Source organism: Planococcus liqunii, assembly GCF_030413595.1.
GTDB classification, from domain to species: Bacteria; Bacillota; Bacilli; order Bacillales_A; family Planococcaceae; genus Planococcus; species Planococcus liqunii.
Window position 1 is genome coordinate 2,275,005 of sequence record NZ_CP129238.1, and the last position, 13,474, is coordinate 2,288,478.

The following is a 13,474-nucleotide window of genomic DNA, read 5'->3' on the forward strand; positions in this document are numbered from 1 at the left end:
CCAATTGCTTTAATTTTTGAACTAAGTGCCAAGGTTCGGGTAATTTCGGTTTGCCTTTAGTGTTGTACACAGCTTCTGATGGGATTCAGAGCCGATGCCGTCCGGCAACTTCACAGGTTCAGCTTCTATCACGATGTTTTCTGCCATATAACGGCTCGCGTCCAGTTTTTCGTAATAATGATGAACATTTAGGACGTAAAAAGCGCAAAGTCCTTCATCTTCCCGAAAGTTTAAGTAGTCGCCTGGAATTGGCCGATAAAAAGAGTCTTCCGAAAGTGGAATTGTAAATTGCATCTCTCCGCCGCCGGGCGGTACTACATGTACAGCAATCTCCAAATTTACGCACCTGCCTTTCCGCCGAATATCGGATTCACCGCAAGAAGTTCAACTTCTTCATATATTTCATTTACATGTCTTTCCTGTAATAATCCCCTAAAAAAAGGGAGTCCGTGGTATATTATAGATATTGCAACACATGGATTCTATTAGACTTTTCTTAGTCACTTTCCATTTTGGAAAGGAGAATGCAAATGTCTTATGAAAGCATTAAAGACCTTTTAGAAACAGTCCGTTACTATCACACAGTCAATATTGAGCAGTCTTTCCACCGGGGGGATCAAACTTATATCTCCGTCAAATGCTTAAAAAATACCCGCACTTTGGAATTGACCTATATTGACAGCAAAGCAATCGTTCTCTACGAAAGTATTGAAGATGCCGCCCTTACCATCTATGAAGCGATTAACACACCAGAAACTTCTCAAACTTCCTGATTTTCAGGAGGTTTTTTTTATTTTTCCAGGCTATATTGGAAAGAGCTGAGAATTATCCGGAAATCAGAATTGCTCGTATTTGTGATTGATGAAGTGGAGCATTTCTTCAAACAAGCTGGCATCGTACCAGACGTACGGCACCACTTGGGATACGCCGTCGCTTTTAATCTGCAAGTTGGTAGCGCTTAGCTGAACAATTTTGGAATCATCGACGTCTTCTTCTTTTTCTTTGATTTCCTTACCCGAAAATTCCCGTTTCACCTTATCAAAAAAATAATTGCGTTTCTTTTCACTGTCAAAATCCCAGGACTCGTATTTTCCCTGGCATAAAATTTCAATGGAATAAATTTCGTTGTCTATTTCCAATTCGTTTTCCATGTGTATACCCCCTATTGGCATGAACTAATGAATAATATGGTTTAATGCAGTTTACCTCTTTCGGGTGTCCGGAAAACCTTTTCCAACATAAAAAGCCGGCAGATTTTACATCTGCCGGCTTTCAAACTGTAGACAAAGTATAAATTAAATGAATAGAAATGCATAAAACCAACCGGATCGGCCACTTCGCTTTCCGTGGGCTCAGCTTCAGCCTCCTCGCTGCTGAAAACCATGTGCTCCTGCATCGCTGCGCTAGCTTCGTCGCAAAGGCTTGCCCTCGCAAGCTTCGGCCAATGCCTTTCCTGCGGGGTCTTCAGCTTTCGCTGTCCCACAGGAGTCTGCGTGGCCGAACCGGTTGGGCGTCTCTCTTTGATTCGAAAGTGAACGGTGATCCGAACGAATCAACCATCTAGTTAAAAAGAAAAGCGACACCTTTGGATAGCTTCATGTTTAGGATCCGGAGTAAAACCGGCGAAAAACCACTGCTCCTGCATCGCATGCGTAAAAATTCTTTTGTCTACAAGCTGAAAAGCCGGCAGATTTTACATCTGCCGGCTTTTCCTTATTCCTCTTTCATGGCTTGACGGGCTTCAGTCATTTGTTTCCAGACCGAACCTTTGGCATCTTCCCCCTGCTCGATCCGGGCGATGGCCATTTTAATCTGCAGTTTCACTTCAAATTCCGGATCTTCCTCTGCCGCTTTTAACGCCGGCAGCGAAGCTTCTGTTCCGGTTTCGTATAAAAACATCGCCGCCCGCCAGCGGACCAGTTTGTTTTTGTCTTTTAATGCTTCCATCATGATCGGTTCGAACTCTTCAAAACCGAGGTCGCTGATTGTGTCTCCTGCTGTTCTCCGGACCGCCCAGCTTTTATCCCGCATCGCTTTTTCCAAATGCGGCACAACCGCTTCATCTTTGACGTCGCCTAAGAAGATTGCGGCTTGGCGTCGGATGGACATTTTTTCATCTTCCAATGCTTTCGCCAACAGCGGCACATCGCTGAGTTCGCCTTCGTTCATCTGCTCCAGCAACTGGAACCGTGTTTCCCAGTCCGGTACATCGAATTCAGCAAGCGTCACTTTCCGGCCGCGGACAATCGGTTCGGCTTCTTCCGCATTGTGGTTTTGCTGGACCATTCCATCCAGCCGTTCCTGTGGATAAGCGGCTTCCAGTTCCTCGACCACACTTTGTCCGATTTCTTCCTTTTCTCCGTACCGCACACCGTAATCCGCCCATTTACGCTGGAGCAAGTAGTTTTCTTCTGTCGGATCCATTACCGCCTGCATCGCTGCCACAAACCGCGCCGGCATCGCAAAACGTTTTTCAGAAGCACTGTCGAATACTTTCACTTGAAGCGGAATGCCTTTAAATTGCTGGACATGGACATAGACTTCTCCGTAGTGTTCATCCATTTCAATTTCTTCTTCGTTCGTATGGCTGCTGTCTTCCCCGAAAACGCGGCGCACTTCCGCCAGAATGGTTTCCCAGTCAAATTTTGCGATTCGTTCAACTGCCAAAAAATCCGCGACATGGTACACGCCTTTGACTCCAGCAATTTCAAGGATGGCCTGGATTTCTTTTGGTGCATCTTGTGCATTGTTTTTCGTATAATTATGGCTTTTGCCAAATGGCAATTCCTGATCGATGATGACTTTCATCGTATTCGGGCTTGGCGTTGGTTCGATCGTTGTAATTTTCACGTGTGATTCCTCCTGCCGTTAATATCGTCCATCTGACCGTTCCTTGATTAGGATTCTGCAATTTCCTGCAAGTATGTCCAACGGTCGATGAGTGTATCGTATTGCTCGGTTAATTCATTAACTTCATCGGTCAGTTTGTTCAATTTCTCGAAATCCGCACCGGCTTTTGCCATTTCGCCTTCCCGTTCTTCAATCCGGGACTCGACTTCAGCAATATCATCCAAGATGGTTTTGTATTCTTGCTGTTCTTTAAATGTCATTTTCTTTTTTGGCTTTTCCGGTTTCGGCGTTTCTTTTACAGGTTCTGCCATCGGCTCTGCTTTAGCTTTTGCTGCAGGCACCGGCTTTTCCTTGATAAAGTCCGAATAAAGCCCTTGGTACTCAAGCACTTCTCCAGTACCGGTGGTCCATAATTTCCGGGCAATGCGATCCAGGAAAAAGCGGTCGTGGGAAATGGTAATGACCACGCCCGGGAAGTTTTCCAGGAAGTCCTCCAGCACGGAAAGCGTCTGGATATCCAAGTCGTTTGTCGGCTCATCGAGCAACAGGATATTCGGCTGTTCCATCAACAGCTTCAGCAAATACAAACGCTTGCGTTCACCGCCGGATAATTTGCCGATTTGTGTGCCGTGGGCATTCGAAGGAAACAGGAAACGTTCAAGCATTTGCGTGGCAGACAAGCGCACGCCTTTTGCCGCTTCGTAATCGCTTGAAATTTCCTGGATGTATTCAATCATGCGCTGCGCTTCGTTCATTTCCGGCAAATGCTGCGTGAAATGGGCAATTTTCACGGTGCTGCCATATTCTAAACGCCCTTCTGTCGGCTCATAATCGCCGGCAATCAATTTCATCAAGGTCGACTTCCCGGCGCCATTTGGCCCAACGATGCCGATGCGGTCGCCGCCTTGCAATAGAAAATCGAAGTTCCGGAAAATGACGTTGTCGCCGAAAGCCATTCCGAGATTTTCGCCTTCAATGATTTTCTTGCCAAGGCGCTGGCTTTGCATCGACAATTCCAGTGACGTGTTATCGTTTTCTTTCTGGACATTTTCCTGGATTTCCTCAAAGCGCTGGATGCGGGCTTTCTGTTTGGTCGAACGGGCTTTCGCACCGCGGCGGATCCATTTCAGTTCTGAACGGAAACGGTTTTCCAGCTTTTGCTGGGAAGACGCCGCCATTTCATCGCGGATCGCTTTGTTCTCCAAGTAATCACCGTAATTCCCTTTATGCGTATACATCGTTTGGTCCGCCAATTCGAAAATATGCGTGGATACTGCGTCCAGGAAGTAGCGGTCGTGGGTTACAAACAGCATGGCGCTATTCATACGCAGCAAAGTTTCCTGCAGCCATTCCGTTGACACGGCGTCCAAATGGTTGGTCGGTTCATCCAGCAGGATCAAGTCTGCGGGTTCGATCAATGCTTTTGCCAATGCGACGCGTTTCTTTTGTCCACCGGACAGTTCACCGACCGGCTGGTCGAACATATCGATGCCAAGCTTTGTCAATGCCGTTTTAGCCAAGGCGTTGATGTCCCAGGCATTCTCCTGTTCCATGCCTTCCTGGATGTTCATCAGCTCTTCCTGCAGCTGTGTGGAGCTTGAATCCACCATCATATTTTTCAATGCCTGCTCGTACGAACGGTTTAATGCCAGAATCGGCGAATCTCCGGAGAACACTGTTTCCAGTACCGTCAGCGATTCGTCAAATTCCGGTTCTTGTTTTAAATACGTAATTTCGTATTTTTTCGGATGGTCCATGTTGACCGAATCCGCTTCTACGTCTCCCGCTAAAATGGACATCAAAGTCGATTTTCCGGTGCCGTTAACGCCGATCAACCCTGCGCGTTCCCCGGGATACAAAGAAAATTCCACATCTTTGAAAAGTGTTTTGGCTCCTACAGTTTTTGTTAATTTGGTAACGTTTAAGTGGCTCATTTATTCCCATCCGTTTCTTTAATAAGTTGCTCTAAAAAGGATAGCATAAACTGATGGCGTTCTTCAGCAATTTGCTTTCCTGCAGGCGTGTTCATATGTTCTTTCAACAACAGCAGCTTCTCGTAAAAATGCGTGGTGCTGCTGGTCGGCTTCGACCGGTATTCTTCTTCGGTCATTTCCGTTCTCGGTTCTTCTAACCAGTCGTACAGCTTGCGCCCTTTTGCGCCGCCATATGCAAAGGTGCGGGCAATGCCAATGGCGCCAATCGCGTCGAGGCGGTCAGCGTCCTGGACGATTGCCGCTTCAATCGAAGACGGCCGGACACCGTTCCCGCCTTTAAAAGAAACCGATTGTATGATATTTCTGATTTCGTCCTTTTGTTCCTTGTTGATTAGCAAACTCTCCAGGATTTCCGACTCCAGGTCTTCTCCGTCTTTTTTGTATTTCGGATCGGATACATCGTGCAATAGCACAGCCAGCTCGACAATAAAGCCATCTGCCTGTTCCTGTTCCAATAACAGCTTGGCATTGCTGCGCACTCTTTCTATATGCTGCCAGTCATGGCTTGCATCATAGGTTTCATAGATTTTTCTTACGGCTGTTTCACATTGTTGTATGGTTTCATTCATCAAGATTTTAGCTCCTTTTCTTCCATTATACCCTTTACTGCTGGCGAAATGCCCGAAATGGCGCGAGTTATTGACGATTCATATGCGTTCGGGTATAGTATAAGCCAACCATTAAAAGGCTTTTAATGGTTCCATGACAATACTCAATAATAGGGGGAACGTGCATGCACCAGGGCAAAGTAAAATGGTTTAACACGGAAAAAGGCTATGGATTTATTGAGTACAATGATGGTGATGACGTGTTCGTCCACTTTACAGGCATTCAGGGCGACGGGTTCCGGACACTTCAAGAAGGAAATTCGGTGTCATTTGAAATTATTGACGGGAATCGTGGACCACAGGCCGCAAATGTCATTGAAATTGAAAGCTAATCGTTCTTAACTTAACCTAAAACAAGGAGACCGGGAAAAATCCCCGGTCTCCTTTTTCATTGTTATCTGCTGAAACTTAAACCCATGTATAGGTTTTCCCCCAGCTTTCGCGCGACAACCGTTCAATTTCTTCCACATCTGCATCTTCCACCATGTAAGCATCCCCCTGTTCATAAGGGTTGTAATGGAAGGCGTACATGCGTGCAGCAAATTGGTGGAATGGCAGCGACGACTCGCCTTCAAGTTCCCCGTGGCCTTGGACACTTGTTTCAATTCCCTGGCCCCAGTTTTGGCCGCTGTCGTTGTTCGGATTATAGAAATAAACCCGGTATGCGCCTTGTTCATCCTGATCAATCCGTTGAATCGATACGGCATGGAGGCCGAGCAATTTGCCGTGGACATTGGTGATGTAAATACCTACCGGATTCGGATAAATCATTTCATAGCCTTCGTTGTATTCAGGATGATGCGTCGCATAAAACAATCGGACAAAAGCTTGGTAATCCGTGACATAGCCTGTCAACGGATCAATGATGTTGGCAAAGCCGCGCGGAATCCATTCTCCGTAAAATTCCGGATTGACCCATTTGTGGCCATCTTCACCGCGGAGCAAGGTTTTCTTCATCATTTCGTTATAAATTTTATCGAGGTGCGGCACTAGCACTACGGAAACCGGATCCAATTCCTGATGGATTTCCTCGGCTACCCCGCCTTCAATTGTATTCGAGTGAATCGCTTCCCCTTCGAATGTCACATCAATATCGTTTTCACGCACAGCCCGTGCGATGTATTCCAGCAGCTGGCCAATGCCATGCTGTGCCCAGAGACTGATGGCCCGTGCGGACTGGCAAGTCGGATTCAAGCCCTGTCCGATTCCAAGCGGCTGGCCCAGCACACTGATGACGCCACCCAGCAATACGCCGTTGGCAGTGATGCCGCCTTTTCGGTGTTCTCTTCTTAACAAATTCTTTTTAACGTCCGGATGCACATCAATTTCAAACAACCGGCGAATGGCCGGAAGCAACGGGTCTTGTGTCAGCACGCCCCGGTCGAGCATCCGCGACAAGCCATAAATGACTTTGCTGGTTTCCGGATGGACAGCAATTTGAATCATATCCCGGACCAGCTCAGTATGGGCATTAAAGCTCGCCGTTCCAATTTCGGATAAACTCAACGCTTCCGGAATCAAGTCGGAATACTTGCGGTTCAGGTAGCGGAGAAAAATGGCATTTGCCGGCGCCACTATTCCTGTCCGGTTCATCGATTCGGCGAAGGCACGGCTTTCGGCACGCAATGTGTCCTCATCCACTTCCATCAAATGCTTGCGGTATTCCCGTGGATTCGGAAACTTTTCGGTTAACGGAGTCGGAGCCGTAATCGCTTTTTTATAAGCCAATAAACTGTCTTTTGTTGCGTCTTCAATGTTTTCATCGATCATTTGGGTAGCGGTTTCGATCATATTGATGATGCGGTCGACCATGATCGGCCGCTGTACCGTAAGGCGGTCGATTTCATCCACCAGTTTATCGGCTACTGCTTTATAGGAGAGCCTTCCACCGAGAAAACGGAAAAGCCGTTCTGCCCGTTCGGTATGTTCTCCGCTTTCAACCCGTGCAGCTTCGGTTTCTGCGGGAAACAACAGGTCCATGTTCAGCGCCAGCACTTCGTTCAAAAAGCCGGCCGCTTCTTCGGCAGTAACTTCCGTATGCTGGTATTTCCCTTCTGAAATTGCCAGCATGCGCAGTTCACTCAGCATTTCAACAACTGAATTAACCCCACGGATTTTCAGCGAACCGCCGACAAACGGCGGTTCCAGGTTTTCCGCTTCTGCCCATGGGCCGCCGTGGAACACACCGGCTTGGTCGAAATCAGACGCAAATTCATAAAGCATTTCCAATCCTTCATCAGTTGCTGCCAGTTCTGTAGCCAACTGGAACACTTCCGTCTGGTACATGCTCTTGGCAAAAGGTTTCGCCTGTTCGAGTGACCGGAGCGCTTGTTCAAATTTATCTTTTACAGACGTTAGCTCTGTTGCCATAATAATTCCCCCAGTTGATTAAAGATAAAAATCGAATTTCTCATACTGCTTCAGCAATTCCGTCATGCGGTCACTGTCTTCTCCAAAGAAGAACAGCGTGCCATAGTGGTTGCCGAATCCGACGCGTTCCGCAACTTTCGATGTGACCGGAATAAACAAATCGTGTTTTTCAAAATACGGATCGTTTTTCAGTTCTTCTGGAACATTCAGCTTTTCAATCAGGCGGACGCGCGGATAAACCATCAGGCTGCCGGCATAGCCTTTTGCGGAAGTGACTTCTTCAGGGAAAAACGCTTCCAGTTCTTCAGGCGTTGTGTCCGGATCGCTGCATAGAATCTGCGCTTGGAAGGCATTAAAGCCATATGCCCGTTCAATCAAATCAAAAATATGCCCGCCTGGCACACGTGCGGCCACTTCACCGAAGTTCAATGTCCCATCATGGGAAATGAAATATTCCGGATGGATCACACCATATTTGATTTCGAACGATTCCACCAGTTTTTGGATTTCGTTTAATATTTGCGGACGGTATGCTTCGAGTTTCGGAGAAGCCGGAATGAAATTGGAATGTCCCAGCTTTACATATTCTGTAATATTGAGGAATTTTACTTGCCCGTCATGGATAAACGCCTCACAAGAAAACTCTTGGCCGTCCAAATGGCTTTCCATTAAGTACGGGAATTCTTCTTCGATTTTCTCGATATCCGCCGCATCCCGGATGACCATATGGCCTACAGTACCTGCTTTATTAAGCGGCTTGATGTGGATCGGGTCATTCAAATCGCCTTCAATTTTTATCAGTGCATCATTCACACGCTTAAGGAAGCGGTGAATATCGTCTTTCGAGTAAGCTTCTTCAAAAACACCCACTTTAATGCCGGACATCTGGGCTTTGCGTTTCATCAGCCCTTTGTCGCGCAGCAGGAGTGAGCGGTTGAATACCCGCGGATCATCAAAAAAACGGGCATTTAATGCGCCAGCCCATTCCACCGTTTCTTCATAAATCGGCACAGCTAGTTTCGTATTCATGCCCTCCAAAATCTGGAACAGCTCTTCGGATCCTTCATTGAGGCGGTCAAAATCCCAGCCCACAAAATTGATGTCGTTTTCTTTTGCAAACCCTTCAAAATCCGGCGGTCCGACTACGACATACGGACGATCCAACTTGTCAATGGCTTCGATGGCCGGTAAGCTCCAGCCTAAAATAGCGGTCAATTTTCCTTCGTTGTTTTTCTCAAACATGGCACCTCTCCCTTTCCCTTGTCAAAACATTCAAATATACAAGTTGTATTGCCAATTTTCGACTCGTTCAAACACTGGGATAGAACTGACTTTAGGGGTTTAGAAGATGGGCTTCTGGGAATTTAAATAAAAACGAAAGGAGAAGAATGCCATGGAGCCATGGTTCTCAAAACTAAGAGCTTATTTCCCAGCCAAAGAAATGAAGTCAGAAGACCATATGAAAACCTTGTTCGAGCACAAACCGGAATTTTACAAATTGGACGAAAGCCCTCATCATACGCTAGTCTATTTCGAGAAACCGGATTTCTTGTTTATCGATTATATTCTCGTCAACAGTTCCGCACGGGGCAGCGGCCTGGGGAGCAAAATCATGAATCAAGTGAAGAACAGGAACAAGGCCGTTGTGCTGGAAGTGGACCCTATCACCCCGGACGATCCGGAATCTGGCAAACGTGTCCGTTTCTATGAACGGCTGGACTTTAAAAAAGCTTCGTCGATCGAGTACATCCGGAAGCATCCAGTGACGGGCGAGCGGAGCGTCATGGATATCTTTTATTGGACTCCCGAATCCAAGCCGGAAGAATGGGTGCTGGAAAAAATGAAAGAAGCCTATGAAGAAGTACATGCCTTTAAAAGTGAAGACTTGTATGGCATTAAACCGCAGCCAGCCGCACATGTCCTGCAATTGGCGGAAGAGCGCCGCCAAAGAAAAGCCGAATAGAAAAGCCTGCGCCCGAAATCGATTCGGCGCAGGCTTTTCTATTTGTTCATTTATGTTCAGTTCCGACTTTATTTAACTCGTTTCCAAGGAATTGCAGCTGTGATCCTATAGAGCATTCGCTGATGCAAAACCGGTGAGCAGCTGTTTTTCCCTGCTCTTTTCGGATTTGTTTGCGGACAAAACACCCTTCGCAATACGTTTCCATCATTTCATCAATTTCATTGATTATTGAAAGTTTGTTCAAACTGTCACCCCTTTAAAATGCCATTCGTTTATTTTACTCCTAATTTGTCTTTTAACGCAACAATAGTTATACTATCAAAGGACATTTTCATCCCTATAGCGGTTCGAAAACTCCCGCTTTATCAAAACTAAGGAGGAATTTTTTTGTTTAACGAGTTTTGGGGCCTTGGCTTTGCCGTGGCCAATTTTATATTGCTGCTCATCATGTACAAATGTTTCGGAAAAACCGGATTGTTTGCCTGGGTGGCCTTATCGACGGTTTTAGCCAATATACAGGTGACAAAAACCATTGAAATCATTGGATTGACGGCCACACTTGGAAACAGCTTGTATGCTTCCACGTTTCTGGCAACCGATATTCTCAATGAAAAATATGGCAAAAAAGATGCACAAAAGGCGGTTTGGCTAGGATTTTCATCCTTGCTGATTATGATTATCGTCATGCAATTCGGCATGAAGTTCATCCCAGCAGAAAGCGATTTTGCCAATGAGTCAATGCAAACGATTTTCGGATTGATTCCGCAGATTGCCATCGCCAGCATGCTTGCGTACTTGGCAAGCCAGCATCTGGACGTCTACATTTTTGCGGCTATCCGGAAGGTTTTTCCGAAAGACAGCCAATTCTGGATCCGCAACAATGGTTCTACGCTGATCAGCCAATTGCTCGACACATTAATCTTCACCAGCATCGCGTTTTACGGGGTGTATCCACTCGACGTCTGGCTGCAGATTTTCGTCTCGACGTATGTGCTGAAATTTATCGTATCCGTTTTTTCAACTCCATTCGGCTATATCGCGAAAGCATTAAAGCCGCTTGATGAGGAAGTAGCAACACCGGCAGACGAAAAGCAGGTTTCTTAATGCTGGAAGTATTTGTGGATGCGGCAACTGCAGGGACGCCAAAAGTCAGTGCGGTCGGCGTCTTTATCAAAGGCGAAGGCCACTTGGTCAAATGGAGTGAATATGTCGGAGAAATGGACAATCACATGGCTGAATTCACGGCACTCGTAAAAGGATTGGAACTGGCACGTGATTTATCCAGCCAAATGGTGTCGATCAAATCCGATTCACAGGTAGCAGTTGAGGCCTTTGACCGTGGATTCACCAAAAACCCGAAGTTCAAGCCGCTTCTCGAAGAAGCGCTTCGCCTGTCAGAAGGCTTCGACTACTGTTTTATCAAATGGATTCCCGATTCGCAAAACCGTGCTGCTGATGATTTAGCCCGCACGAAATTGCGTGCCCATAAAAAAAAGTAAGCTTGTCTTATTGGACTGCAGAGATTTCCGGAATGGCCGGAGTCTCTGCAGTTTTTTATATTTCATTTTACAAGTTGCATAAAGACGCTGTACAAAAAGTCTGGTAAACTGAAGACAGTTTGAATCTTGGAGGAATATTATGAATTCAAAATTGGGAACTGTGCTTGATATCATCATATTGTTGATCGGACCGTGGATTTTATACACCCGCGTGCTTGAAATTATCGACAACGGCGCATCGTTGTATCCGGTCATTTCAATTATCATCATTACACTGGCTGTTGTGTTTGCCGTCTACAACCTGTACCACGTGATCTCGGCCAGACAGCAGAACAATTCAAAAAAATAGGTGAAAAGGTGATTTGTTTTGAAATCGGTGTTGTTTTATTTTATTCCGCTTGCCATGTTTGCAGCCGTCAATAATTTGGTTGACCGCTTATACTGGCCGTATTACTTGGTCCTGCTTTTGGCTTTCCTGGTTTTTCAGCTGGCGCGAGTGCGCTATCCGAAAGATGCTGTGCCACCGATCGCAAAAATCAGCCAAGCCATCTTTTACATACTGACGGTCGCTTTCATCTTCCGCGACCAATACTTGGATCCATGGATCATCAATGTCTTGCTGGGAGTCACGCTTGGCATTGTCATCGTTGAAATCATACAGTACAAAAAAAAGCCGTCGTCATGACGGCTTTTTTCTATGGAAAGTTCGCTTGGTGGGGAGAAGATCTTTAAAGCAAATCCAGCAAACTGCTTATGAGGAGGATGAACACACTGAGAAAACCCACTTCATAAAGAGTGTTCTTGGAAAACAGCTTCTCCCCTTCTTTCTTTTCGAAAAAGAACTTGATGGCTGAAAAAAAGAAGGCGAAACAGACTGCACTTATCACAACACTCCAATCGACCACGGCTCTCCCCCTCTCCTGAGTCCGATAATTATTTTGTGAAATACCAGACCAATGCCAAGACAACGGCTACGATGACCCAAGTGATGATCCGGATTAAATTTCGTTTTTTGCGGATCTCCGCTTCTTCTTTGACGTCTTTCATTAAGGGCATGTTTTCCCACTCCATTCTACGTTTCAGTTATGAAAGTTTTTGTTATTACCTTTTCACTCCACAATCCATTAAGATTAAAAAAAGGAGGTTTTACTTGTGAAAAGATTGCTGTTCCCTTTTCTTTCCCTAATGGTCCTTGCAGGATGCAACGACGCTCCGGCCAATCCAAAAGAAGCGAATGTCGCCACGGAAGCCATTGCAGGCGGCCTTGAAATTCCATGGTCCATCAATAAAATCAACGATGAGTTTTATATCTCGGAACGAACCGGGACCGTCGCGCATGTTGCGGCAGACGGCCAAGTGACGCACCAGCCGGTTAACTTTTCAGATCCCCTGTCTTCCGCAGCGGAAGCAGGATTTCTTGGCTTCGTATTGGCAGCCGATTTTGCCGAATCCAAGCAGGCTTACGGTTATTATGTCTATGAGCAAGACGGCCGCTCTTTCAACAAGATTGCCCGCTTCGTCCAAGCAGACGGTTCATGGAATGAAACGGACGTCTTGCTTGCAGGCATTCCGACCGGCAATGTGCATCACGGCGGACGCCTTGAAATTGATGAAAATGGGATGCTGTTTGCAACGATCGGCGATGCTTCAGAACCTGAACTCGCTCAGGACCTTGGATCGGTCAACGGCAAGATCCTGCGCTTGAACGAGTCGGATGAATTCGAAATTTATTCACACGGCCACCGCAATCCGCAAGGCATCTCCTGGGCAGACGGCACGATGTATGCATCGGAACACGGCCAGTCGGCCAATGACGAAATCAACATCATCGAAGAAGGCAAAAATTACGGCTGGCCGGTGATTGAAGGCGATGCCACCGAAGACGGCATGGAAACGCCTTTCTATACACCAGGTGCCGATGACACGTGGGCACCGAGCGGAATTGCCGTAAAAGACGGCCTTCTTTATGTGGCAGCGCTGCGCGGAACCGCCATCAAAGTAATCGATCTGAAAACGGGCGAAGTTACCGATTCATTTGAAGGTTTCGGCCGGGTCCGTGATGTGTTTGTTGACGGTGAAGATGTTTATTTTATCACCAACAATACAGACGGCCGCGGAACTCCGTCTGAAAACGACGATCAGCTATACCGGTTGGGCAACGAATAGAAAAGACGCCATTGCTGGCGTCTT

At 46.5% G+C, this 13,474-nt stretch carries 17 protein-coding genes; 8 read left to right on the forward strand and 9 right to left on the reverse strand.

Annotated features, from left to right (window positions below; genetic code table 11):
* Positions 1-21: 21 nt before the first annotated feature.
* Entirely contained in the window at positions 22-336 is a 315-nt protein-coding gene (locus QWY22_RS11510) for a hypothetical protein (protein WP_300981020.1), read from the reverse strand.
* Positions 337-530: 194 nt separating this feature from the next.
* Between QWY22_RS11510 and QWY22_RS11515 the strand changes: the two genes are divergently transcribed.
* A complete protein-coding gene (locus tag QWY22_RS11515; RefSeq protein ID WP_300981021.1) occupies positions 531-773 on the forward strand; it encodes a hypothetical protein in 243 nt (80 codons plus the stop codon).
* A gap of 63 nt (positions 774-836) precedes the next feature.
* Here the strand turns inward: QWY22_RS11515 and QWY22_RS11520 are convergent, their stop codons facing one another.
* The 4 genes from QWY22_RS11520 to QWY22_RS11535 all read right to left on the reverse strand — a co-directional run bounded on the left by QWY22_RS11520 (position 837) and on the right by QWY22_RS11535 (position 5,413).
* Positions 837-1,151: a hypothetical protein gene (locus tag QWY22_RS11520; protein WP_300981022.1), complete on the reverse strand. Its 315-nt coding sequence runs from the start codon at positions 1,149-1,151 to the stop codon at positions 837-839.
* Between the two features lie 562 nt (positions 1,152-1,713).
* Positions 1,714-2,850, reverse strand: coding sequence for a conserved virulence factor C family protein (locus tag QWY22_RS11525; RefSeq protein ID WP_300981023.1), 1,137 nt, complete (start codon positions 2,848-2,850; stop codon positions 1,714-1,716).
* A gap of 47 nt (positions 2,851-2,897) precedes the next feature.
* A complete protein-coding gene (locus tag QWY22_RS11530) occupies positions 2,898-4,784 on the reverse strand; it encodes an ABC-F family ATP-binding cassette domain-containing protein (protein ID WP_300981024.1) in 1,887 nt (628 codons plus the stop codon).
* A complete protein-coding gene (locus QWY22_RS11535) occupies positions 4,781-5,413 on the reverse strand; it encodes an HD domain-containing protein (protein WP_300981025.1) in 633 nt (210 codons plus the stop codon). The genes QWY22_RS11530 and QWY22_RS11535 overlap by 4 nt, the downstream gene beginning before the upstream one ends.
* A 164-nt stretch (positions 5,414-5,577) precedes the next feature.
* On the opposite strand from QWY22_RS11535, the gene QWY22_RS11540 reads away from it, so the two are divergent.
* Positions 5,578-5,784: a cold shock domain-containing protein gene (locus QWY22_RS11540; protein ID WP_300981026.1), complete on the forward strand. Its 207-nt coding sequence runs from the start codon at positions 5,578-5,580 to the stop codon at positions 5,782-5,784.
* Between the two features lie 76 nt (positions 5,785-5,860).
* Here QWY22_RS11540 and QWY22_RS11545 read toward each other — a convergent pair whose 3' ends face one another.
* Complete coding sequence (locus QWY22_RS11545) at positions 5,861-7,822, reverse strand: hypothetical protein (RefSeq protein ID WP_300981027.1); 1,962 nt, start codon at positions 7,820-7,822, stop codon at positions 5,861-5,863.
* Between the two features lie 18 nt (positions 7,823-7,840).
* The gene (locus tag QWY22_RS11550) at positions 7,841-9,064 is read right to left on the reverse strand and encodes an ATP-grasp domain-containing protein (RefSeq protein ID WP_053165813.1); all 1,224 of its coding nucleotides are present in this window, start codon (positions 9,062-9,064) and stop codon (positions 7,841-7,843) included.
* A 151-nt stretch (positions 9,065-9,215) separates the two neighbouring features.
* Between QWY22_RS11550 and QWY22_RS11555 the strand changes: the two genes are divergently transcribed.
* The gene (locus QWY22_RS11555) at positions 9,216-9,785 is read left to right on the forward strand and encodes a GNAT family N-acetyltransferase (protein WP_300981029.1); all 570 of its coding nucleotides are present in this window, start codon (positions 9,216-9,218) and stop codon (positions 9,783-9,785) included.
* 46 nt (positions 9,786-9,831) lie between these two features.
* Here the strand turns inward: QWY22_RS11555 and QWY22_RS11560 are convergent, their stop codons facing one another.
* Entirely contained in the window at positions 9,832-10,029 is a 198-nt protein-coding gene (locus QWY22_RS11560) for a zinc-finger domain-containing protein (protein ID WP_036803155.1), read from the reverse strand.
* Between the two features lie 143 nt (positions 10,030-10,172).
* Here QWY22_RS11560 and QWY22_RS11565 point away from each other — a divergent pair, with 143 nt between their 5' ends.
* The 4 genes from QWY22_RS11565 to QWY22_RS11580 all read left to right on the forward strand — a co-directional run bounded on the left by QWY22_RS11565 (position 10,173) and on the right by QWY22_RS11580 (position 11,969).
* Entirely contained in the window at positions 10,173-10,889 is a 717-nt protein-coding gene (locus tag QWY22_RS11565; protein WP_300981030.1) for a queuosine precursor transporter, read from the forward strand.
* Positions 10,889-11,284, forward strand: a complete 396-nt coding sequence (locus QWY22_RS11570) for a ribonuclease HI family protein (protein WP_300981031.1) — start codon at positions 10,889-10,891, stop codon at positions 11,282-11,284. Before QWY22_RS11565 ends, QWY22_RS11570 begins: the two co-directional genes overlap by 1 nt.
* A gap of 139 nt (positions 11,285-11,423) precedes the next feature.
* The gene (locus tag QWY22_RS11575; protein WP_036803148.1) at positions 11,424-11,633 is read left to right on the forward strand and encodes a hypothetical protein; all 210 of its coding nucleotides are present in this window, start codon (positions 11,424-11,426) and stop codon (positions 11,631-11,633) included.
* 27 nt (positions 11,634-11,660) lie between these two features.
* Positions 11,661-11,969: a hypothetical protein gene (locus tag QWY22_RS11580; protein WP_300984384.1), complete on the forward strand. Its 309-nt coding sequence runs from the start codon at positions 11,661-11,663 to the stop codon at positions 11,967-11,969.
* Between the two features lie 248 nt (positions 11,970-12,217).
* Here QWY22_RS11580 and QWY22_RS11585 read toward each other — a convergent pair whose 3' ends face one another.
* Positions 12,218-12,340 carry a hypothetical protein gene (locus QWY22_RS11585; protein ID WP_263427862.1) on the reverse strand — a complete coding sequence of 41 codons (123 nt, stop codon included), beginning with the start codon at positions 12,338-12,340 and terminating at the stop codon, positions 12,218-12,220.
* Between the two features lie 96 nt (positions 12,341-12,436).
* Here QWY22_RS11585 and QWY22_RS11590 point away from each other — a divergent pair, with 96 nt between their 5' ends.
* Complete coding sequence (locus QWY22_RS11590) at positions 12,437-13,450, forward strand: PQQ-dependent sugar dehydrogenase (protein WP_300981032.1); 1,014 nt, start codon at positions 12,437-12,439, stop codon at positions 13,448-13,450.
* Positions 13,451-13,474 lie beyond the last annotated feature (24 nt).